The 19903-nt window shown below is 69.2% G+C and carries 22 protein-coding genes and 3 pseudogenes; 16 read left to right on the top strand and 9 right to left on the bottom strand.

The genetic code is table 11. The features are described 5' to 3' along the window. Positions 1-19 precede the first annotated feature (19 nt). The 8 genes from ACMTAK_RS10035 to ACMTAK_RS10000 all read left to right on the top strand — a co-directional run bounded on the left by ACMTAK_RS10035 (position 20) and on the right by ACMTAK_RS10000 (position 7193). Positions 20-1168, top strand: a complete 1149-nt coding sequence (locus ACMTAK_RS10035) for an acetyl-CoA C-acetyltransferase (RefSeq protein WP_413805883.1) — start codon at positions 20-22, stop codon at positions 1166-1168. 90 nt (positions 1169-1258) lie between these two features. Beyond that, entirely contained in the window at positions 1259-1882 is a 624-nt protein-coding gene (locus ACMTAK_RS10030) for a TetR family transcriptional regulator (protein ID WP_413805882.1), read from the top strand. 200 nt (positions 1883-2082) lie between these two features. After that, on the top strand, positions 2083-2469 hold the full coding sequence (locus ACMTAK_RS10025) for a nuclear transport factor 2 family protein (RefSeq protein ID WP_413805881.1): 387 nt from the start codon (positions 2083-2085) through the stop codon (positions 2467-2469). Further along, on the top strand, positions 2466-2843 hold the full coding sequence (locus ACMTAK_RS10020) for a hypothetical protein (RefSeq protein ID WP_413805880.1): 378 nt from the start codon (positions 2466-2468) through the stop codon (positions 2841-2843). Before ACMTAK_RS10025 ends, ACMTAK_RS10020 begins: the two co-directional genes overlap by 4 nt. Before the next feature lie 26 nt (positions 2844-2869). Then, the gene (locus ACMTAK_RS10015; protein ID WP_413812841.1) at positions 2870-3190 is read left to right on the top strand and encodes an EthD family reductase; all 321 of its coding nucleotides are present in this window, start codon (positions 2870-2872) and stop codon (positions 3188-3190) included. A gap of 54 nt (positions 3191-3244) precedes the next feature. Next, positions 3245-4765, top strand: coding sequence for a class I adenylate-forming enzyme family protein (locus ACMTAK_RS10010; protein WP_413805879.1), 1521 nt, complete (start codon positions 3245-3247; stop codon positions 4763-4765). Further along, on the top strand, positions 4762-5802 hold the full coding sequence (locus ACMTAK_RS10005) for an MBL fold metallo-hydrolase (protein WP_413805878.1): 1041 nt from the start codon (positions 4762-4764) through the stop codon (positions 5800-5802). Before ACMTAK_RS10010 ends, ACMTAK_RS10005 begins: the two co-directional genes overlap by 4 nt. 155 nt (positions 5803-5957) lie before the next feature. Continuing rightward, positions 5958-7193, top strand: a complete 1236-nt coding sequence (locus tag ACMTAK_RS10000) for an SGNH/GDSL hydrolase family protein (protein ID WP_413805877.1) — start codon at positions 5958-5960, stop codon at positions 7191-7193. Here the strand turns inward: ACMTAK_RS10000 and ACMTAK_RS09995 are convergent. The 3 genes and pseudogenes from ACMTAK_RS09995 to ACMTAK_RS09985 form a co-directional block, all read right to left on the bottom strand. Continuing rightward, positions 7177-7326 (bottom strand): annotated as a pseudogene (locus ACMTAK_RS09995) (helix-turn-helix domain-containing protein); the annotation flags it as partial. The gene ACMTAK_RS10000 and the pseudogene ACMTAK_RS09995 overlap by 17 nt on opposite strands. A 254-nt stretch (positions 7327-7580) precedes the next feature. Further along, entirely contained in the window at positions 7581-8696 is a 1116-nt protein-coding gene (locus tag ACMTAK_RS09990; protein ID WP_413805876.1) for an AI-2E family transporter, read from the bottom strand. Between the two features lie 127 nt (positions 8697-8823). Then, the gene (locus ACMTAK_RS09985; protein ID WP_413805875.1) at positions 8824-9048 is read right to left on the bottom strand and encodes a hypothetical protein; all 225 of its coding nucleotides are present in this window, start codon (positions 9046-9048) and stop codon (positions 8824-8826) included. A 261-nt stretch (positions 9049-9309) separates the two neighbouring features. Here ACMTAK_RS09985 and ACMTAK_RS09980 point away from each other — a divergent pair, with 261 nt between their 5' ends. Beyond that, the gene (locus tag ACMTAK_RS09980; RefSeq protein ID WP_413805874.1) at positions 9310-10158 is read left to right on the top strand and encodes a bacteriocin fulvocin C-related protein; all 849 of its coding nucleotides are present in this window, start codon (positions 9310-9312) and stop codon (positions 10156-10158) included. Positions 10159-10235: 77 nt separating this feature from the next. Here ACMTAK_RS09980 and ACMTAK_RS09975 read toward each other — a convergent pair whose 3' ends face one another. After that, the gene (locus ACMTAK_RS09975) at positions 10236-10442 is read right to left on the bottom strand and encodes a RidA family protein (RefSeq protein WP_413813276.1); all 207 of its coding nucleotides are present in this window, start codon (positions 10440-10442) and stop codon (positions 10236-10238) included. Here ACMTAK_RS09975 and ACMTAK_RS09970 point away from each other — a divergent pair. Beyond that, positions 10401-10607 (top strand): annotated as a pseudogene (locus ACMTAK_RS09970) (SDR family oxidoreductase); the annotation flags it as partial. The gene ACMTAK_RS09975 and the pseudogene ACMTAK_RS09970 sit on opposite strands and share 42 nt — an antisense overlap. Before the next feature lie 63 nt (positions 10608-10670). On the opposite strand, the gene ACMTAK_RS09965 reads toward ACMTAK_RS09970, so the two are convergent. Further along, the gene (locus tag ACMTAK_RS09965) at positions 10671-11048 is read right to left on the bottom strand and encodes a GNAT family N-acetyltransferase (RefSeq protein WP_413805873.1); all 378 of its coding nucleotides are present in this window, start codon (positions 11046-11048) and stop codon (positions 10671-10673) included. A 169-nt stretch (positions 11049-11217) separates the two neighbouring features. Between ACMTAK_RS09965 and ACMTAK_RS09960 the strand changes: the two genes are divergently transcribed. Then, the gene (locus ACMTAK_RS09960; RefSeq protein ID WP_413805872.1) at positions 11218-12420 is read left to right on the top strand and encodes a hypothetical protein; all 1203 of its coding nucleotides are present in this window, start codon (positions 11218-11220) and stop codon (positions 12418-12420) included. A 21-nt stretch (positions 12421-12441) separates the two neighbouring features. Continuing rightward, the gene (locus tag ACMTAK_RS09955) at positions 12442-13026 is read left to right on the top strand and encodes a hemerythrin domain-containing protein (protein ID WP_413805871.1); all 585 of its coding nucleotides are present in this window, start codon (positions 12442-12444) and stop codon (positions 13024-13026) included. A gap of 274 nt (positions 13027-13300) precedes the next feature. On the opposite strand, the gene ACMTAK_RS09950 is transcribed toward ACMTAK_RS09955, so the two are convergent. Then, the gene (locus tag ACMTAK_RS09950; protein WP_413805870.1) at positions 13301-13924 is read right to left on the bottom strand and encodes an NADPH-dependent F420 reductase; all 624 of its coding nucleotides are present in this window, start codon (positions 13922-13924) and stop codon (positions 13301-13303) included. 32 nt (positions 13925-13956) lie between these two features. After that, positions 13957-14691: an SDR family NAD(P)-dependent oxidoreductase gene (locus ACMTAK_RS09945; protein ID WP_369258821.1), complete on the bottom strand. Its 735-nt coding sequence runs from the start codon at positions 14689-14691 to the stop codon at positions 13957-13959. A 144-nt stretch (positions 14692-14835) separates the two neighbouring features. On the opposite strand from ACMTAK_RS09945, the gene ACMTAK_RS09940 reads away from it, so the two are divergent. Further along, positions 14836-15447: a TetR/AcrR family transcriptional regulator gene (locus tag ACMTAK_RS09940; protein WP_413805869.1), complete on the top strand. Its 612-nt coding sequence runs from the start codon at positions 14836-14838 to the stop codon at positions 15445-15447. 398 nt (positions 15448-15845) lie between these two features. On the opposite strand, the gene ACMTAK_RS09935 is transcribed toward ACMTAK_RS09940, so the two are convergent. Next, on the bottom strand, positions 15846-16757 hold the full coding sequence (locus ACMTAK_RS09935; protein WP_413805868.1) for a LysR family transcriptional regulator: 912 nt from the start codon (positions 16755-16757) through the stop codon (positions 15846-15848). 182 nt (positions 16758-16939) lie between these two features. Between ACMTAK_RS09935 and ACMTAK_RS09930 the strand changes: the two genes are divergently transcribed. From ACMTAK_RS09930 to ACMTAK_RS09920, 3 genes are all read left to right on the top strand, one after another. Beyond that, positions 16940-17572, top strand: a complete 633-nt coding sequence (locus ACMTAK_RS09930; RefSeq protein WP_413805867.1) for an NADPH-dependent F420 reductase — start codon at positions 16940-16942, stop codon at positions 17570-17572. 91 nt (positions 17573-17663) lie between these two features. After that, positions 17664-18599, top strand: a complete 936-nt coding sequence (locus ACMTAK_RS09925; RefSeq protein WP_413805866.1) for an SDR family oxidoreductase — start codon at positions 17664-17666, stop codon at positions 18597-18599. 78 nt (positions 18600-18677) lie between these two features. Then, complete coding sequence (locus tag ACMTAK_RS09920; RefSeq protein ID WP_413812840.1) at positions 18678-19337, top strand: NADPH-dependent F420 reductase; 660 nt, start codon at positions 18678-18680, stop codon at positions 19335-19337. 89 nt (positions 19338-19426) lie between these two features. Here the strand turns inward: ACMTAK_RS09920 and ACMTAK_RS09915 are convergent. Continuing rightward, positions 19427-19618, bottom strand: a pseudogene (locus ACMTAK_RS09915) (transposase); the annotation flags it as partial. Positions 19619-19903: the final 285 nt, after the last annotated feature.

Genomic DNA, 19903 nt, shown 5'->3' with positions numbered 1-19903 from the left:
AAACCCCTGGAGCCCCACCGTGTCGGAAGCATTCATCGTCGGAGCCGTCCGGACCCCCGTCGGCCGCCGCAAGGGCGCGCTCAGCGGTGTGCACCCCGCCGATCTCGGCGCCCACGCGCTGCGCGCCCTGCTGGAGCGCACCGGGGCCGACCCGGGCTCGATCGACGACGTGTACTTCGGCTGCGTCAGCCAGCTCGGCGCGCAGACCGGCAACGTCGCCCGTACCGCATGGCTGTCGGCGGGGCTGCCCCAGCACGTCCCCGGCACCACCATCGACCGCCAGTGCGGCTCATCCCAGCAGGCCGTGCACTTCGCCGCCCAGGCGGTCGGCTCCGGGGCCGCCGATCTGGTGGTCGCCGGCGGGGTGGAGGTGATGAGCCTGGTGCCCATCGCCAGTCCCATGTACGTCGGAGAACAGGCCGGTATGGGCAGCCCGTACGCGGGGGACGGCTGGCGCGAGCGCTTCGGGGACCAGGAGGTCTCCCAGTTCCGGGGCGCCGAGCTGATCGCCGAGAAATGGGGCATCTCCCGCTCGGAGATGGAGGGGTTCGCGCTCACCAGCCACCAGCGGGCCCTCGCCGCCCAGGCCGACGGCGCATTCGACGACGAGATCACCCCGGCCTTCGGGCTCACCGCCGACGAGGGGCCACGCGCCGACACCACCCTGGAGAAGATGGCCGGGCTGAAGAGCCTCACCGAGGACGGCCGGCTGACCGCCGCGGTCTCCAGCCAGATCTCCGACGGCGCCGCCGCCCTGCTGATCGCCTCCGAGGAGGCGGTGCGCCGCCACGGACTGACCCCGCTCGCGCGGGTGCACACCATGGCCGTCGTCGGCTCCGATCCGATCCATATGCTGACCGGTCCCATCCCCGCCACCGAGAAGGTCCTGGACAGGGCCGGGCTGGCGATCGGCGACATCGATCTGGTGGAGATCAACGAGGCGTTCGCCTCCGTCGTCCTCGCCTGGCAGAAGGAGATCGGCCCCGATCCGGAGCGGGTCAACGCCTTCGGTGGCGCCATCGCGCTCGGACACCCGCTCGGCGCCACCGGCGCCCGGCTCATGACCACGCTCGTCCACCAACTGCGCAGGACCGGCGGACGCTACGGCCTGCAGACGATGTGCGAGGGCGGCGGCATGGCGAACGCGACGGTATTGGAACGCCTTTGAGCACGGCCCATTCACGTCGATTGGCAACTGAGTTCAGCTTGGGGCTACTCTCGGGTACGGACAAGGTGGACTTCGGCCAGGAGACGAGGCATGGCGACGAGAATCGTTGAACCGGAAGCGGGACCGAGGTCCAAGCGTGCCGCCATCCTCGCGGCCGCCGTCGACTGCTTCGGCGAGACGGGGTTCGAGGCCACCAAGTGGTCCACCGTGGCCGAGCGGGTCGGCATCGGGCAGACGGCGCTGTACCACTACTTCGAGTCCAAGACGCACTGCCTGCTCACCATCATGCGGCTGGAGCTCCAGCGCTCCCACGACAAGTTCACGGAGGCGACCGAGGGCGTCGAGGAGCCGACCGAGGCGCTCCGGGCGGCCGTCCGCGCGGCCTACGACGTCTCGGACCAAGAGGTGCTGCAGATGCGGATCCTCCACAACCACATGGACCTGCTCTCCGGCACGCGCAAGTCCAAGCGGGAGGAGGCCGAGCGCGTCGAGGCCCGCAAGTTGGTCCAGCTCGTCGAGCGGAACTGGACGAACCTGCTGGTGAAGGGCATGTCCATGGGTGCGTTCCCGCTCCGGGACGCGCAACTGCTGGGCTCGGGGGTGCTCGGCCTGATCGTCAGCGTCTGGCGGTGGTACCGGCCCTCGGGGCCGACGCCGCTGTCGGAGGTCAGCGAACTGATCGAGGGCGCCTGCGTGCGTATGGTCGCCACGTGATCCCCTGAACGACCCCCTGTCGCTTCCGGCCCCCGGCGGATATCCGCCGGGGGCCGTTTCGCGTTCCACGGACCCTTGTCAGCCGTGTTTCTCCGGGATTAACATCCAATCTGAATTGAACTGAACTCAGGTTGATCTGGGGCCCGTGGACGCTCCGGGTCCCCCGGGAGCGCTCGACCGCCAATCGAAAGGGCGCAGTCATGGCGTTGCGCACATATATGGCCAGTATGGACAGCGACCATCCGGAACGGACGCTGGACCTGCTCGAACCCGACTTCCGATTCCTCATCGCCCTGCCGGGCAGTGAGGTCACCGGCGAGTCCAAGGAGGACTTCGCCGCGTACATCGCCGGCCGGAATCCCAAGGAACGGTCGCATGAGATCCTGCGCCACAGCCGGGAGGGCGACCTCGAGACCGTGTACGGGGTGGTGACGGAGGGCGGGCGGTACACCGGCTCCTTCCTCTCGGCCGCGGTGATCTCGCCCGGCGGGCTCATCGCGCGCTACCAGTCCTTCTTCACCACCTCGTTCGAACTGGTCGACTGGGCCCGGCAGGACACCGGACAGGGCGACGGGAGCCGGGCATGACGGACACCCCGGCCACGGCCCCCTTCCTCACCGCGTGGTTCGAGATCCTCGACGGCGACGAGCCGTCCCGTATCCTCGACCTGATCAGCGACGACTTCTCGCTCTCCATCCTGTTCTCCACCGGCGACGGCAACGCCACCGACTTCGCCGGGGACCGTGCCGCCCTGGTGGGCTACCTCGAACAGCGCGAGAAGGGCACCCGCACCCACCATCTGCTCTCGGCGACCACCCTCGGCCAGGACGAGCTCTTCCTGGGCGAGGTACGGCGCGGGGGCGTCCCCGAGGCCAGCTTCGTCGCCGCCGGGCAGGTGAACGGCGAAGGCCGGTTGCGGCGCCTGCTGATCGGGCGCTCGTCCGAGATCCGCTTCACCTGACCCTCGACCCCATGGAGAGCACCGTCATGTACAACCTCGTCCTGCTGGCGGCCCGGCCCCCGGAGTGGACCCACGAGCGGTTCATCACGTGGTGGCGCAACGACCACGCCGAGCTGACCCGCCGCCTGCCCGGGCTGCGCTCGTGGCGTCACACCGAGATCGACGCCGCCCTGGAGCCGCGCTCCGAAGGCTGGGACGGGATGTCCGTGCTCGGCTTCGACTCGCCCGAGGACCTGAGCAAGGCCCTCGCGAGCCCCGAGTGGGCCGATGCCGTCGCCCAGGTCGGCGACATGAAGGGCCGCCGGATCGCGGTCATGGGGCACGAGGCGGAGATGTTCACCGCCTGAGGATTCCCGGCTATCCGGGCAAACGGCGTACGGCACAGGGCGACGAGGGGCCAGATGCGACAGATAGTGCGGGAGTTCCAGCAGCAGGCGGACGAAGCCAACTTCATCGCCGTGATCGACGACACGGGCAGCCATACGGCCAGGGAACTGCTCGAGGAGGCCGTACGGCTGGCAGAAGCACTGTCCGCCGACGCGCCCGACGGACCGGCGGGCGGCGGGCCGGTGGGCACCGTCCTGGTCCAGGCCGACAACTCATGGCGCACCGTCGCCGCCACCCTCGCCGTGGGCCTGCGGGGCGGGGTCCTCGCGGTGGTCAATCGGCACACCACCCCCGCCGAGTTCGCCGCCGCATGGGAGGACATCCGCCCCGACGCGGTCGTCGCCGAGCCCTCGGCGATGGACGAGTGGGCCGTCCACACCCGGCTCCCCGGCCCGGCTCGGACCGTCCTCGACGGCTGGACCTGCCGGTCCGCACCCCAGCAGCGCGACGTGGCGCGGTGGTCGGGCGGCGCCCTCATCGGCCTGACCTCCGGCTCCACCGGGCGGCCCAAGGGCGTCGTACAGTCCGAGCGGGCCCTGCGGTACGCCGCCGACAGCACCATCGCCGCCAACGGCCTGGCGCCGGGCGACGCCGTCGCCGCGATCGTGCCGCTGTCGTCCACGGCGGCGTACTGCTTCGGGGTCTATCTCTCCCTCGTGCTGCGCGGACCGCTCGCCCTCACGGGTAAGTGGGACCGGGCGGTCGCACTGCGGCGGATGGCTGACGCCGGTGTCCGCTGGACCATGTGCGTACCGACCATGGCGCTGCAGATGGGCGCCGAAGCGGCCGGCTCCGGCATCCTCCGGGGCGTCCGGTCGATCACCGTCGGCGGCGGGCCCATGGACCGCGGGGCGCTGGCGCGGGCCGAACGGTCCCTGGGCACGAAGATCCTCCGTGTCTTCGGCATGTCCGAGTGCCTGGGCCACACCACGCCGAGCCCCGACGACCCCGAGGAGATCCGGCTCGGCAGGGACGGCCGTCCCTTCCCGGGTACGGACGTGCGCGCACTGACCCCCGAAGGGGAGGTGGCCGGTCCGGGGGTGACCGGCCGGGCGCAGGTCCGCGGTCCTTCCCTCTTCCTCGGATACGCCCGCGAGGGCAGAACCGATCCACCGGCACTGACGGAGGACGGCTACCTGCCCACCGGCGATCTGCTGGTGGCTCACGAGGACGGCACCATCAGCATCATGGGCCGCGAGAAGGACATCATCATCCGGGGCGGCCGCAACATCGACATCACCGAGATAGAGCGCGCGGTCGCCAGTCATCCGCGCGTGGCCAGGGCCTGTGTCACGCCGGTCCCCGACGATGTCCTCGGCGAACGCGTGGCGCTGCTCGTCGTCGCCGAGGACGGTGGCGGCGTCGAACTGGCCGAGGTGACCGGCCATCTGGAGAGCGTGGGTCTGTCCAAGACCAAGTGGCCCGAGTACGTCTACGACGTCGAGGAACTGCCCCAGACGAAGGTCGGCAAGCTCGACCGGGGCGGGGCCCGGGACCTGGCCGTCAGGCTGCACACCCGCGAAGGAGGATCATGACAGCGCGGTTCGACCAGGCTCCATGGGCGACGGCCGGAATCCAGACCGTACAGCCAGGGGTGCACCGCGTGCCGCTGCCGCTGCCCAACGACGGCCTGCACGCCGTGAATGTCTACCTCCTGGAGGATCTGGACGACGACGGCGGTATCGTCATGATCGACGGGGGCTGGGCGATCCCCGAGGCGCGCAAGACGCTCGAGGAGGCCCTGGCCGCCATCGACCGCGACCCCGGCGACATCAGCCACATCCTGGTCACCCATATCCACCGTGACCACTACACACAGGCGGTGGAACTGCGTCGGCTGCTCGGCTCGCGCGTCTACCTCGGCGCGGGGGAGCGCCCGGGGCTGGAGATGCTCGGCCGACTGCGCAGCGACCAGCCCGTGGGTTCGCTGCGGACCCTGCGCGCGGCGGGCGCCGGGGAACTCGCCGACCGCATCGAGGCGATGGGCCACGGCGGCTACGATCCGAGTGTCTGGGAGGCCCCCGATCAATGGCTCGGCGCGGAGACGCTGCGCTTCGGCGAGCGCGAACTGCGTGTCGTGCCCACTCCCGGACACACCAAGGGCCATGTGGTCTTCCTGGACGAACAGCGGGGGCTGGTGTTCTCCGGGGACCACGTCCTGCCGCACATCACCCCGTCCATCGGCTTCGAACTCGCCGAGCCGGGCGGCCACCCGCTCGCCGACTACCTGGACTCGCTGCGGCTGATGACCCGCTACGCCGACGCCCGTCTGCTGCCCGCCCACGGACCGGTCGCCGACTCCACCCACACCCGGGTCGCCGAACTGCTCGCCCACCACGACGACCGGCTGGACAGGAGTCTGGCGGCGCTGGGCGAGGACACGCTCGACGCCCACGCGGTGGCGCGGAAGCTCGCCTGGACGCGCCGGGCGGTGCCGTTCGGGGAGTTGAGTGCCTTCAACCAGATGCTGGCGATCAACGAGACGGCCGCACACCTGGATGTCCTCGTGCTGCGGGGGCGGGTGACGGCGGCCCGCGCCGACGGTGTGCATCGGTACACGCGCGTGCGATGACGACACCGTACGTACGTCCATCGAATAGATCCGATGACAGTGGGGTGACGAGCAGCTAATCTCGGGCAGTTTGGCCTTCCCTCTCGACAGCCGGGTCGGAATTGCGTATCAATTCATCCGATCACTGACCTGTCGAGAGAAGGAAAGGCCGCATCATGCAGAGACCGGGCTTATCCGCACGCGCCCTCGGCCTCCTGGCCGCGACGGCCGCCGCCCTCGGGGCCTTCGTGGCCACCGGAACCGAGTCCTACGCCGCCCAGCCCGTGACGCCTCCCGCCCCCCGCTCCTCCGTCGTCACCTGGGCCTCCAGCGCCTACCCGGCGGGAACCGCCGCCCAGGACCTGACCTACCGGTTCGTCGTCCACACCAGCGTCGGCGGCCGGGACCTGCGCATCCGGCTCTCCAACGCCTACGGCGACCAGCCGGTGACCTTCGGCCACGCCTACGCGGGGGTACGCGGGTCCGGGGCGGCGGTCGTGCCCGGCAGCAACGGGCGGCTGACCTTCCGCGGCGCGTCGTCGGTGACCGTACCGGCGGGCGGCATCGTCTACAGCGATCCGCTGCCGGGCGACGTCCGGCCCCAGTCCGACCTCGCGATCAGCCTCTACGTGCGCAGTGCGGGCACCCTCGCGACCGGCCACAAGGGGGCCCGCTCGACCCAATACGTCGCACCGGTCGGCGACCACGCCGCGGAGGAGGGCGCCGCCGCCTACTCCCAGCAGATCACCTCCTGGTACTACCTGGACGCCGCCGTCGTACGGCCCCCGCGCGGCATCGGCGCCGTGGTCGCCTTCGGCGACTCGATCACCGACGGCTCCGCCTCCACTCAGGACACCAACCGCCGCTGGCCGGACTTCCTCGCCCGACGGCTGCTCGCCGACCCCCGCTCCCGGCTCAAGGGCGTCGCCAACGAAGGAATCTCCGGCAACAAGATCCTCGCCGATGGCTCGGCCGAGAGCGCGCTGAAGCGACTCGACCGGGATGTGCTCTCCCAGGCCGGAGTGCGCACGACGATCCTGCTGGAGGGCATCAACGACATCAAGGCCACGCCGGGCCCCACGGCCGACGACCTCATCGCCGGCTACCGGCAGATCATCGCCAGGTCCCACGCGCGTGGCAGGTGCGTGGTCGGGGCGACCGTCATGCCGTACGAGGGCTGGCGGGAGTACGAGGCCGTCGACGAGACGGTCCGCCAACAGGTCAACGCCTTCATCCGCACCAGCGGCGAGTTCGACGCGGTCGTCGATTTCGACGAGGCCGTCAGGGACCCCGCGGCGCCCACCCGGATGCTTCCCGCCTACGACGGCGGCGACCACCTCCACCCCAATGACACCGGTATGCGCGTGATGGGCGACGCCATCTCCCTCCGCGCCCTCAGCTGCGACCGCTGACCCCCTGACCCTCTCCACCCCGGGCCGCGGCCCTGCGGTACCGCCCCGGGGTGGTGCCGAACTCCCGCTGGAAGGCGTGTGAGAGTGCGTGCGGGCTGCCGTAGCCGACCCGGCCGGCGATGGAGGCCAGGGCCCTAGGAAGACCGTAAGAGCCTCTCAATGCGCACCCAGCTCACTGTCGAGTGCACGCGACTACAGGGCCACCGTCTTGAGCGATGCCTGCGCGGATGCCGAGGCGGACGTCCATGACGTCCTCATGGAGCGAATCTTCCCCGGACGAGGCGCGCGAGTCATGACAGTGGAGTCCTGGCTCAGCGAACTGTGAACCGCTCCCACGCTCACCGTCGTGCGCCGGGGGCCTCGCCCCCGGCGCACGACGCCGAGGGGCTACGACACGACAACGCCACCGGCGGGCTGCTCGTCGCTCTCCGGCTCCTGTGCCGGATGGCTGAGCTGTTCGCGCACGTAGTTCCAGGCCACCGCGATCAGCGCGGCCACCGGTACGGCGAGCAGACTGCCCACGATCCCGGCCAGGCTGCTGCCCAGTGTCACCGCCAGCAGGACGACCGCCGCGTGCAGGCCGAGGCCGCGGCTTTGGATCATGGGCTGGAACACATTGCCCTCGAGCTGCTGCACCACGATGATGATCGCCAGCGCGATCAGCGCGTCCGTCGGACCGTTGAACACCAACGCGATGAGCACCGCGACCACACCCGCGAACAAGGCCCCCACGACGGGAATGAACGCGGAGATGAAGGTCAGGACCGCCAGCGGCAGCACCAGCGGTACTCCCAGAGCCCATAGCCCGAGTCCGATGAGGATGGCGTCGAGCAGACCGACCAGCGCCTGGGACCGCACGAAGGCGCCGAGGGTGTCCCAACTGCGCTCGGCCACGGCGGGAATGTCGGTGGCGAGCCGACCGGGGAGCTGGCGGGCGAGCCACGGCAGGAACCGTGGGCCGTCCTTGAGGAAGAAGAACATCAAGAAGAGCGCCAGGACGGCGGTGATCACACCGTCGACCACCGTGCTCACACCCGCGACGACAGCGGTGACCAAGCTGCCGGCACTGCTCTGCAAGCGGGCGGCCGCGGTGTCGGTGGCCTGTGCGATCTGGGCATCGTCGATGTTCAGCGGCGGCCCGGCGGCCCATTCACGCACCCGCTGGATGCCTTCGGTCACACCGTCGGCCAGTTCACCGGACTGGGATGCCACGGGCACCGCGATCAGCGCCACGATACCCGTGGCGACCAGGAGGAACAGCAGGGTCACGACCGAGGCGGCCAGCGCGGGAGGCCACCCCCAGCCGCGCAGAAGGCGGGCCAGGGGCCAGGTCAGCGTCGTGAGGAGCAGGCCGACGACGAGCGGCCAGATGACCGACCACATCTGGCCCAGGGCCCACAGGACCGCCGCGGCCATGACGAGGATCAGAAGCAATTCGAGAGAGATGCGCGCCGATACGCGGAGCGCGGCGCGGGTTTTCGTTGAACTCAACGTGCGTGGCATGGAGCCACCCGTACCTCATGAGTGCTTCCCCGCGCTGCCTTTCAGGAGCACCCTAGCCAAAGTCCCAGTGTCCTCACCGGTGTTGGGGTGGGAGGGCGAGGAGTCCCGTGCGGGGTGCGGGCGCGTGTCAGGTTGATTGAGCAGCCCGATCAGACCCACGGTCCAGCATGAGGCACACCCCGGCGAGCCCGACCACGGCACCGGACAGGTGCGCGGTCCTGGGCCGTTCGGACACCAGGGGCCAGGCGATGAGCGTCATCGTCAGCGGGGACACCGCCACGAGCCCCGCGGGCAGCGCCCGCAGAGCGGCGACGTCCGCGGCGGAGGCCGAGACGCTCGAAGCACTGCTCACGACCTGGCTCTCCCGCCTGGAGGACGGCCGACCCGCGTAGGGGTGCGCGGGCTCGACGGGACCCGTCCCGTCGAGCCCGCGCTATACCTCTTGTTCTCTCACAGACGGAGGGACGCAATGACATCTCGGGAATCCGTTCCGTCGAGTCGTTGGGTATTAGCCTTCGACTCGTCTTGTGGTAGCTGCAGGCGCCTGTCCGAGAGGATTCGGAAAGCTTGCTCCGGACGACTGGAGACCGTTCCGCTGAATCACCCGGAAGCGATGGAGTGGCGACAGGCCACCCTGGGTGAGGACGCTGAATGGAAACCCGTGCTCTTCCATGTCACCGTCGGCTCGGTACGCGCGTGGACCGGACGTTCGATGGTCCTCCCCCTGCTGCGGCACCTCGGCCCTGTGTCATCGGTGAAGGTCACATACGCCTTGGGCGGGCTGCGCGATGAACTCTCCGCCGCCCACGACGAGGAGCACGGCCGCGGCGTCACCCGAAAGAAGTTCCTGCAATTCGGTGCGGGAACCGCCATCGCCGGAACGCTGATCATCCGCGGACAGCTCCCTGCCTACGCCAGCGACCCCGCCGGTGCCTGGGTACGCGCAAACGCCCATAAGCTGCCCACCACGTACGACGATTTCGTCGGCTATCCGCTCGACTACCGCCGTGCCATCTACCGGCAGATCACACCGCGACTTCGCAGCGCCCTATGGCGGGAGCAGTTCGACCGCTACCGGGCGAGCAACCCGGATCTGACCCGTGACCAGTCCGCGGTGCTCGCGGCCGCTCACGCCGCCGCCACCCCAGCTGGGCTGAGCGCCCCGCGCCGAGAGCCCAGTGCGTGGGATGTCGACTTCGGACGTCGAGCACGTGATGCCTTCGGTTACGACGAGGCCGCCGCGCTCTTCACCATTCTCGGCTCGCCCACCGACCCGGGGACGGCACACAGGGAAGCGCCGCACGGCGCGGCGTCCGCCTTGCTGCGTGACTGCAACTGCTCCCAGGCCGACCCATGGTGTGGCACGGTGATCAAGTGTCAGTTCGACTTCGACTGCTCCACCACGCAATTCGGCTGCGGCACCCTGGGGCTGTACGCCTGCACCGGCCTCTGCGATTCCTGATCGGCCCTGGATCGCGAACACGCAACCGTCAATCGTGACAAGCTCCTGGGCCCGGGAGCGGGCCCAGGAGTGGTGGCCTACCGGGACGCGTCGGGATACGCGGCGGTCGCGCGGATCTCGACGAGGAGTCCCGGGCTGGCGAGGCCGCTGACCCCGATGATCGTCCAGGTCGGGTAGGGCGCTTCGACGAGGCGCTGCTCGGCCTCGACGAAGCCGGGCAGGTGCTGGCGGATGCCGACGTGGCCGGTCCCACCCGGACGGTTCTCAACAACGCCGACGAGCACATGCCACGCGAAGGGCTCGCCGACCTCGGCAGCGAAGCGCCGCTGCACCGCCCGGCTCAGCCGGAGGAAATCGCACCGGCATACGTGTATCTGGCCTCGGACGCGGACTCCTACACGGTGGGCGAGGTGATCGCCGTCACGGGTGGAATCGTGGACACCCGCTGATCGCGAGGCGGTCCGACGCTGAGGCCGCCGACCGGAGGGGCTGCTTCTGCGACCGCGGGTTGATCAGCGCACCAGTGGCGTGACCGAGGACAACACGCCGAACCACTGCTCGGCGCCCCACGCCTCGAACCGCTCCACCTCGGTGAACCCCAGCTTCGCCGCGAGGCGCATGGAGTGGTCGTTGGCGGTCTGGGTGCAGAGCACCACCGGCTCGCCGGGAAGCGCGTCGGCGAACCAGCCGAGTGCCGCCGCGCACGCCTCGGCGGCGTAGCCGCGTCCCCACGCCTCCGGCAGGAGCATGTAGCCGAGCTCGGCCTCCCCGGCACCCGGACGGACGTGCCCCGGACGCTCCGCACGGTCCCGGGCCTCGGACTCGCGGAGCACGAGCCGTTCGGTCCTTATCGGGGCAGGTGGCCAGGCGACGGGTCCGAGTTCAGCCATGGCGGGCAAACTATCGCACGCCGGTGAGCGCGATCCGGAAGAGCGGCAGCCTAGCTTTCGGTACTCACGCGTGCTCGCCCGGCGGGCCATTCGGTGGATACCCGGAATGTTCTGTTTTCTCGGGAACGCTCAGGGTACTCGCCGGGCTCCCCTGGGTGAAGGAGCGCGTATGTCGTTCAACCCGCTGGAGCAGCGTGGAATCCCGCTGGACCGCCAGACGCGCACCTGGCGTGAGCTGGATGTCTCTCCGATCGATCCCGATCGCTGCGACCCGTACACCCGATGCCGGATCATCACGATGAACGGCATCGAGATCGAGGCGATCCTCTTCAGCCACCAGATGGCCCGCCACTGCAAGGACATGGACGTGAAGCGGCAGCTGGCCGAGACGCGCTCCGTCGAGGCGCAGCAGCAGAAGGCGGTGAACTGGCTGCTGCCGGGGGTGGCCTCGGTGCTGGAGACGACGATCGCCTATGAGCAGGTGGCGGTGGACCTGACCGCGTGGGTGGCGCGGATGGAGCCCGATCCGTACCTCACGCAGGCGTATCAGTTCGGAGTGCTGGAGGACTTCGACCATCTGTACCGGTACGCCAACCTCTACGAGATGATCGAGCACCGCAAGGCGGAGGAGATCGTCCAGGGGCTGACGGAGATCATGCCGGGCCGCCCGACGAAGTACCACCATCGCAATCCGGTGGACAACGTCCGTGAGCCCTACGACCGGAACCGGACGAACCCGCTGTCCAAACTGCACGCGTTGACGATCATGTCGGCGGAGCAGCAGACCATGAACTTCTACTTGAACGTCGGGCCCACCTACATGGAGCCGATCGCCCGCCAGCTCTACCAGGAGATCGGGCTGATCGAAGAGGAGCACGTCACCCACTACGAGTCCCTGGTCGACCCGGGCGAGACCTGGTGGGAGCAGCTGGTCAACCACGAGTACAACGAGTGCTACCTCTACTACTCCTTCATGGAGCAGGAGCCGGATCCCAAGGTGAAGTCCATCTGGGAGCTGCATCTGAACATGGAGCTGGAGCATCTGCGCATCGCCTGCGACCTGATGCGCCGCAACGACGGCCGCGAGCCGGAGGAGGTCGTCGCCCCGGAGCTGCCGAACGTGCTCACCTTCGAGCCCAACAAGGGGTACCTCCGCGAACTGCTGGACACGCAGATCGACCTCACCACGCTGGGCACCGGCTATGTGCGCGAGGCCCATGAACGTTTCGAGGCCATGCAGTCGCTGCTCAACGACGGTGACCAGCCGCCGAGCGAGCGGGTGATGGCGCAGCACCGTGACATGTTCGGCCGGGAGTACCGGCTGGAGACCGAGGGTGAGCACCCCCAACCGTCGCAGCGCGCAAGCGACTGAACCGTCAACCGGAGGGACGCCATGACACACCGAGCGGGGAGTGACGCGGTCGGCGAACAGGACGATGTGGTGGCGCTGCTGATGCGCCAGCACGGAGACATCCGCAACCTCTTCGACGAGGTGGAACGGGCCACCGGCAATGAACGACAGGACGCCTTCCGCAGGCTCGTGAGCCTGTTGGCGGTCCATGAGACGGCCGAGGAGGAAGTCGTCCACCCCGTGACGCGGCGGTCCTTCGACGGTGGCGAGCAGCTGGTCGAGGACCGCTTGCGGGAGGAGAAGCAGGCCAAGGAGAAACTCGGCCGACTGGACGGGATGGATACCTCCGCCCCGGAGTTTCTGCCGATGCTTCGCGAGCTGCGCACCGAGGTCATGCGGCACGCCCGGGCCGAGGAGCGCTATGAATTCAGCCAACTGCGGCGGCGCATCGGGCCGGGACAGCTCGCCGCGATGGCCAAGGCGGTCAAGGCCGCCGAGGCCATGGCGCCGACACATCCGCACCCGGGCGTGGAGACGGCGACGAAGAACATCGCACTCGGCCCGATGGCCGCCGTCATCGACCGCACCCGCGACACCGTACGCAAGGCCATGGGCAACGACGGCTGAGCTGACCAAGATGATCCTGTCCGCCCTCGCCGAGAAGATCGCCGAGGGCGGACAGGATGCTGTGCTGGCCGAACACGCCAACCCTGCTTGCCGAGTTCACCGACGGCTGCCTGGCGGCCCGGGGCTGGAGGCGGCCGAAGCACGACTGGACGGAGCGGTCATCGACCTGACGGAAGTGATCTTCGGCTTCGAGAAGGACGTGCAGGACCGCTACCCCACCGACTCGCCACGGGCTCACTCGGCGAGTCCTCTCGGTGATCCGTCAACCGTTTGCTCAGACGGGAAGTTCGGTGATGCTGAGGGCGAAGTCCAAGTTCCCCACCCCGTGGTTGGCGAGGCCCACCGTGACCACGCCCGCTCCTTCCAGCCAGTGCGCCATTTTCAGGCCGCCGACGTCCAGCGGGCGCAGCCCGAGGCTCTCGACGAACGCCTCCACACTTGCCTTGGCCTGCGCGTTATCGCAGGCGATGAAGACGTCCGGCCGACCCTTCTCCAGGACATGGCGGAAGATGGTGTTGAACGCCTTCACCACACTGGCGCCGGCCGGGGCCGCCTTGGCGACTTCCTGCGCGATCGAGGTCTCCTCACGGTGGGCCAGCCCGTCGAACGTGGAATTGAAGGGATTGCTGATGTCGACGATGACCTTGCCCGCGAGAGCGTCTCCGTACTGCGCGACGACCGGCACGACACCGTCGTACAACAGGGCCACGATGACGATGTCCCCGGCCGGGGCGGTGCCCCAGTCTCCCGTCGTGGCGCTGCCGCCGAGAGCCTTGGCCAGGTCAGCGGCCTTGGACTGATCGCGGCCCATGACCTCGACGGTGTTGCCGCCCGCTATCGCCCGCGCTGCGATGGTGCGGGCCATGTTCCCGGTGCCGATGATGCTGATGTTGCTCATGAGATGTCCTGCCCTGGTTGTGGTTGTTCGGTTCAGATGGCGGTGGTGCCGCCGTCGGCGACGAGTTCCATGCCGTTGACGTAGCTGGAGTCGTCGGAGGCGAGGAAGAGGGCGGCGGTGGCGATTTCGTCGGGGCGGCCCATCTGGCCGCGAGGGATGAGGGACTCGAACTGGCGCTTGGTGGCCTCGTCGAAGAGTTCTTCCTGCTTGGCGGTGGCGACCTGGCCGGGGGTCAGGACGTTGACGCGGATGCGGCGGTCCTTGAGTTCGTTGAGCCATACGCGGGCCCAGGCCTGCTGGACGGCCTTGCTGCCGGCGTAGACGCTCCAGCCGGGGAAGGCGCCGAGGGAGGCGTTGGAGCCGGTCATGAGGATGGACCCACCGTCGTTGAAGAGCGGGAGGGCCTTTTGGACGGTGAACAGGGTGCCGCGGGCGTTGAGGTGGAACGCGGCGTCGAAGTGGGCCTCGGTGATCTCGCCGAGCGGGGCGGGCTCGCCCCCTCCGGCGCTGGCCCACAGCACGTCGAGGCTTCCCTTCTCCCGCTTGACGGTGTCGTACAGGCGGTCCAGGTCGTCCAGGTCGGCGGCGTCGCCCTGGACGCCGGTGACGTTGCGGCCGATCTGCTTCACGGCCTCGTCCAGGGCGTCCTGGCGGCGGCCGGTGATGAAGACGTGCGCTCCCTCGTCGACGAACAGCTTCGCGCCGGCCAGTGCCATGCCGGTGGTGCCGCCGGTGATGACCGCTACCTTGCCGTCAAGCTTTCCCATAGTCATTCCCTTGGGTCGGTGGTGCCGTGTGCACCTGGGGTGACGATGTTAAGTACACCGCCCTGTGTGCTTACGGTACGGGGCGGGCGACAGGGATGCAAACTATGTACACCGGTCGTTATCCAGCTGGGGTACCATGGACCCATGACGGAGTTGGAGAAGGGCCCCACGGGCCGCCGCCGCGGCCGGGGCGCCCGCGAGCGCATCCTCAGCGTGTCCCAGCAACTGTTCCGCGAGCAGGGCATCAACCGCACCGGCATGAACGAGCTCTGCGCGGCGGCCCAGGTGTCCAAGCGCACGGCCTACCAGCACTTCACCGGCAAGGACGAACTCGTCGCCGAGTACCTGCGCCGGTTCGACCCCTCCGTTCTGTCCGGCGTGTTCGACCGCACCGACCTCACGCCCCGCGAACGGCTCCTCGCCGCCTTCGACATCCCCCCCACCACCCCCATGTGCCCCTACATCGGCGCCGCCGTCGAACTCCACGACCCCCAGCACCCCGCATCCCAGTACGCGCGCGACTACAAGAAAGCCGTCGCCGCGCGGCTCGCCGACACCGCCCGCGAAGCCGGCGCCGCCGACCCTGAACAGCTCGGCGAGCAACTCGCGCTGCTCATCGACGGCGCCGCGGCCCGCACCCGGGTCCTCAACGCCGACGCCTTCCCCACCGCCGCCGCCATCGCCGCCGTCCTCATCGACAACGCCATCCCCGCCACAGCCGGCGATGACCGGCGACGGGAGGAAGTGTCGAGTTGACTCGGCACTCCGCGGCCGGGCTGGACGCGCTGCCGGTCGCGCGGCCGCACCCGCTGGTACGCGACACCAGCCGCCCGGCACCTGGCCCGGACCTGCTGGCTTTCGGAACTGGCCGCCCGCCTGCTGAAGACCGCAGCAGAAGCCGCCGGGGAGAGCGGCGCCCCCCTACGGGCCGGAGACTTGCCACCCCCTCATCCACTCCACCGCGGCGCTCTCCTCGCGGGGCAGCACGGCGTTGACTTCTGGACGGAGCCGGCTGAACAGACCGTCGGCGATCAGCCGACTTGAGCCGCGTCCGCAGCACGTACTTCCAGTCGGTCTCAGGTGCTTCGGGGCCCCTCGGATCCGTCAGGCCATTGCGCTCTCCAGCGCATGATGAACGGGGCCAGTCGAACTACTCAAGCGTCCCGTGAGGCGACATCGCCGCCAAGCAGCCACATCTCATAGTTCCCACATTCTGCCGTGATCTCGGCCGTCGACTGAGCCGCGGTGACGAAGTCATCTACTACCGGCGAGGTGTGCGATGCCGCCACCGCGAGGCACACCTGGTCGGGCGCCAGATCCGGGATGGGCACATAGACGACGTCCGGATGCGAGTAGAACACGGACGCCGAACGGGCCAGGAAGGAGATGCCCCGTCCGGCCCCGACATGCTCGAGCGTCTCGTCCACCCCACGCACCGGGTACCCGGCATTGGGGAGCGGGCGCTTGGTGGGCTGCGTGCTCGGGTCACCGTGCCAGACCAGCGGTTCGCCGGCCAGGTCGGCCTCGGTGACCTGCTCCTTGCCGGCAAACCGGTGTCCGGCGGGCAGTACCGCTACCCGCGGCTCGGCGTACAGCGGGGTGACGCGCAGACCGGCCTCGTCGATGGGCAGCCGCACATAGCCGACGTCGATGCGGCCGTCGAGCAGCATCGCAGCCTGGTCGTCCCCTTCGATCCGCTGCACGTCCACGACCACGTCCGGGTGCCGGTCCTCGAACGCACGGGCCGCCGGGGTGACTGCAATGCCGGCCCGGAAACCGACCATCAGCCGCCGCTTGCCGCCGGCGGCCGCGGACACCCGGCGGCGGACCGCGTGGGTTGAGGCGAGCAGCGGACCGGCGTCGGCCAGCAGTTGCCGGCCCGCGTCTGTCAGCTCTACGCCGTGGCGATCCCTGGTGAACAGCGAGGCGCCGAGATCCTGCTCGAGCGCGCGGATCTGTCGGCTGAGCACCGGCTGCGCGATGTGAAGCTCATCCGCGGCGCGGCCGAAATGCAGCCGGTCGGCCACGGTGACGAAGTAACGCAGTTTGCGCAGATCCAGATCCATAGAATCTCCCGGCCCGGTGATGCCTCCAGGGTATCACCACGTCTTCAATAGGTCTTGGACACCCACTCAGACCCGATGGCAGCATGAAAAACAGGCGCTTAAGGGCGTCGAAATGAATTCGACCCAAGAATTCGACACCCGAATTTGACGGCAGGGCCAAGGTCCGGAAAGCAGGAACACCGATGAGCAGCATCAGCATTATCGGACTGGGAAACATGGCCCGTGCTTTGGCCGGCCGGGCGCTCGTCGGCGGTAACGCCGTCGAGATCATCGGCCGCGACCAGGCCAAGGCCAAGGGATTGGCCGCCACGCTCGGCGGCGCCACGGTCGGGACGGCCGGGGCCGCCCCGACCGGGGACATCGTGATTCTCGCCGCGCCGTACGCCGGCGCGGCGGCGGTGGTGAGGGAGTACGGGGACGCACTGCGCGGCAAGATCATCGTTGACATCACCAACCCCGTAGCCCCCGACCTGCGGGGCTTCGTCGTCCCCGACGACAGTTCCGGTGCACAGGAGATCGCCAAGGCGGCTCCCGCCGACGCGCATGTCGTCAAGGCGTTCAACACTGTGTTCTCCCACGTTCTGGCGGCCGGCCCGGCCGAGGACCGCCCTCTGGACGTGTTCATCGCGGGCGACGACGCGCAGGCGAAGGCACGCGTGTCGGCCTTCGTCGAGAGCCTGGGGCTGCGCCCCTGGGACACCGGGGAACTGTTCATGGCGCGAGCACTGGAGAACGTCGGCCTGCTGGAGCTGGGCCTTATGAACCACTCCGTCAAGCACACCAATTTCTCCCTCGGTATCACCCTTCTCGGCTGAGCACACCCGTACCACCACCTCTCGTGCCGCATTACGCCAGTTCACTTACGGCACGAAAAGACCCTGCACCTACCCTCACAAGGACAGTTAGATGCGCGTATTCATCGCTGGAGGGACCGGCCATTCCGGTTCGTACATCATTCCCGAGCTCATCGCCGCCGGGCACGAGGTCACCGGCCTGGCCCGGTCGGACGCTTCCGCGGCGGCCCTGTCTGCGCTCGGCGCGAAGGTGCGTCGCGGCGACCTTCAGGATCTCGACGGGCTCAAGGAGGCGGCCTCGGGCTCCGATGGTGTCGTCCACGTCGCCCACAGGCAGGATCTGCTGCCCTCCGGCGGGATGGACGCCGTGGCCGCCGCGGAGCTCCCGATCATGCTCGCGTACGGCGAGGCACTCGCGGGAACCGGAAAGCCGCTGGTCACGGCGGGAAGCATAGGCTCGCCCGGGAACCTGGGGCGGCCGGCCACCGAGGAGGACCCGGCCCTCCCCGTCGGCGAGGAGCACAAGGGCACCCTGCGGGTCCGCAACGTCGTGGAAAGGGCCGTTGTCGACCTCGCAGAGCAGGGGGTGCGGTCTTCGGTCGTGCGGATCGCCAACATCGCGCACAGCACGACCGATCGTGCCGGCTTCCTCCCCACGCTGATCGCGCTCGCGAAGGAAAAGGGGTTCGTCGGCTACCACGGCGACGGCGCGAACCTGTGGAACGCCGTGCACATCCGCGATGCCGCCACCTTGTTCCGCCTGGCGCTGGAGAAGGGGCCTGGCGGCAAATACTGGCACGCGGTCGAGGACGGCGGCATCCCGTTCCGCGACATCGCCGAGGCCATCGCCAGCCGCCTGGGCCTGCCCGCCGTGAGCGTTCCCAACGATGTCCTGATGACGCCGGGGTACTTCGGGTTCCTCACGAATATCGTCACGCAGAGCTACCCGGCGTCCAACTTCATCACCCGCCGGACCCTCGGCTGGGAACCCGCCCGGCCCGGCCTGCTCGCCGATCTGGACAACGGCCATTATTTCCCCGCCGGCTGACGGCGGGAACCCGGATCGTAACGAGCCCGGCAACCGGCAAGTTCGGCTCTTCTGAAGGACGTTGAGATTATGACGACTGTGGGATTCATCGGAAGCGGAAGTATCGGCAGAACCCTCGCGCGACTCGCTGTCGGGGCCGGGCACCAGGTGGTGCTCAGCAACTCGCGCGGTCCCGAAACGCTTGTGGACACGGCCGAGGAACTGGGGTCGCGGGCGTCCGCGGCGACGAGCCAAGAGGCCGCGGCGGCCGGTGACATCGTCGTGGTCACGGTGCCGGTCAGCGCCTTCCCCCGCGTGCCCGCCGCGCCACTGGCCGGGAAGACGGTCATCGACACCTGCAACTACGGCCCCGAGCGTGACGGGCACATCCCCGAGCTCGACAGCAAGTCCCTCACCTCGAGCGAGCTGCTTCTGCGGCACCTCCCGGACGCCCTGCTCGTAAAGGCATTCAACAACATCTTCTTCAAGCACCTGCTGTCACTCGCCCGCCCGGCAGGGGCGGCGGACCGCTCCTACCTGCCGATCGCCGGGGACTCCGCACCGGCGAAGGCGGCGGTGACCGAATTCATCGACTCCATCGGCTACAGCGTGGTGGACGCGGGAACGCTGGCCGACAGCTGGCGGCAGGCGACGGGCACGCCGGTATGGGGAACACCGTACGGGCCGTACTCGAACGAGAAGGGCCGGCCGGTCGGCGAGGACGCCATCCGCGCGGCACTGGCCACCGCAACGCGGTGACCGTCAATTATCGCGGACCGTGATGTGGTCCGGCCGTGCCATGCCCCCGCCCGGGGGAGGCGGATTTCAGCGGTCGTCGCGACACGTGATCACTGACGTGTGGTGGCGAGCAGTTTAGACAGGCGCTCGGCTGGGGTTTCCCAGCCGAGCGTCTTGCGTGGGCGGCTGTTGAGTCCGGCAGCGACTGCGTCGAGGCGCTCGCGGGTGTGCCGGGACAGGTCAGTGCCCTTGGGGAAGTACTGCCGCAGCGGACCGTTCGTGATCTCGTTCGAACCACGCTGCCGGATGCGGGCGCCGAGCTGCAGGCCGAGGCCGGGAAAGCTGAGCATCACCGCCGCGTCGGGGTGTTGCCGGAACGCCTTCTCCGTCGCGTCCGTGAGAGCGCCGACGGTGCGGCAGGCCGCGTCGAACTGCCGCAGCAGCCCGAGCATCTGCCTGCCCGGCGCGTCCTCGACCAGCTCGGGATGCCGGGCCTGTGGCGTCTGGAGGATCTTCTGCCGGCGTTCGGCCTCCGCCTCGATGCCTTCTTGAGGGCGGTGCAGAGCCGTTGACGGGTGACCTTGGCC

The sequence above is a fragment of the Streptomyces lacaronensis genome (assembly GCF_047337785.1).
GTDB lineage: Bacteria > Actinomycetota > Actinomycetes > Streptomycetales > Streptomycetaceae > Streptomyces > Streptomyces lycopersici.
The sequence above is the reverse complement of the archived record's forward strand: the minus strand, read 5'-3'. Positions and strand labels throughout refer to the sequence as shown.

Bases quoted from the DNA above. Each gene is read 5' to 3' on its own strand.
- ACMTAK_RS09950 (WP_413805870.1), bottom strand. From the start codon at position 13,924: ATGAGCAACATCAGCATCATCGGCACCGGGAACATGGCCCGCACCATC.
- ACMTAK_RS09960 (WP_413805872.1), top strand. From the start codon at position 11,218: ATGTCGTTCAACCCGCTGGAGCAGCGTGGAATCCCGCTGGACCGCCAG.
- ACMTAK_RS10020 (WP_413805880.1), top strand. From the start codon at position 2,466: ATGACGGACACCCCGGCCACGGCCCCCTTCCTCACCGCGTGGTTCGAG.
- ACMTAK_RS09935 (WP_413805868.1), bottom strand. From the start codon at position 16,757: ATGGATCTGGATCTGCGCAAACTGCGTTACTTCGTCACCGTGGCCGAC.
- ACMTAK_RS09940 (WP_413805869.1), top strand. From the start codon at position 14,836: ATGACGGAGTTGGAGAAGGGCCCCACGGGCCGCCGCCGCGGCCGGGGC.
- ACMTAK_RS10000 (WP_413805877.1), top strand. From the start codon at position 5,958: ATGCAGAGACCGGGCTTATCCGCACGCGCCCTCGGCCTCCTGGCCGCG.
- ACMTAK_RS10005 (WP_413805878.1), top strand. From the start codon at position 4,762: ATGACAGCGCGGTTCGACCAGGCTCCATGGGCGACGGCCGGAATCCAG.
- ACMTAK_RS09965 (WP_413805873.1), bottom strand. From the start codon at position 11,048: ATGGCTGAACTCGGACCCGTCGCCTGGCCACCTGCCCCGATAAGGACC.
- ACMTAK_RS09945 (WP_369258821.1), bottom strand. From the start codon at position 14,691: ATGGGAAAGCTTGACGGCAAGGTAGCGGTCATCACCGGCGGCACCACC.
- ACMTAK_RS10010 (WP_413805879.1), top strand. From the start codon at position 3,245: ATGCGACAGATAGTGCGGGAGTTCCAGCAGCAGGCGGACGAAGCCAAC.
- ACMTAK_RS09930 (WP_413805867.1), top strand. From the start codon at position 16,940: ATGAGCAGCATCAGCATTATCGGACTGGGAAACATGGCCCGTGCTTTG.
- ACMTAK_RS09925 (WP_413805866.1), top strand. From the start codon at position 17,664: ATGCGCGTATTCATCGCTGGAGGGACCGGCCATTCCGGTTCGTACATC.
- ACMTAK_RS09955 (WP_413805871.1), top strand. From the start codon at position 12,442: ATGACACACCGAGCGGGGAGTGACGCGGTCGGCGAACAGGACGATGTG.
- ACMTAK_RS10030 (WP_413805882.1), top strand. From the start codon at position 1,259: ATGGCGACGAGAATCGTTGAACCGGAAGCGGGACCGAGGTCCAAGCGT.
- ACMTAK_RS09990 (WP_413805876.1), bottom strand. From the start codon at position 8,696: ATGCCACGCACGTTGAGTTCAACGAAAACCCGCGCCGCGCTCCGCGTA.
- ACMTAK_RS09980 (WP_413805874.1), top strand. From the start codon at position 9,310: ATGGAGTGGCGACAGGCCACCCTGGGTGAGGACGCTGAATGGAAACCC.
- ACMTAK_RS10025 (WP_413805881.1), top strand. From the start codon at position 2,083: ATGGCGTTGCGCACATATATGGCCAGTATGGACAGCGACCATCCGGAA.
- ACMTAK_RS10015 (WP_413812841.1), top strand. From the start codon at position 2,870: ATGTACAACCTCGTCCTGCTGGCGGCCCGGCCCCCGGAGTGGACCCAC.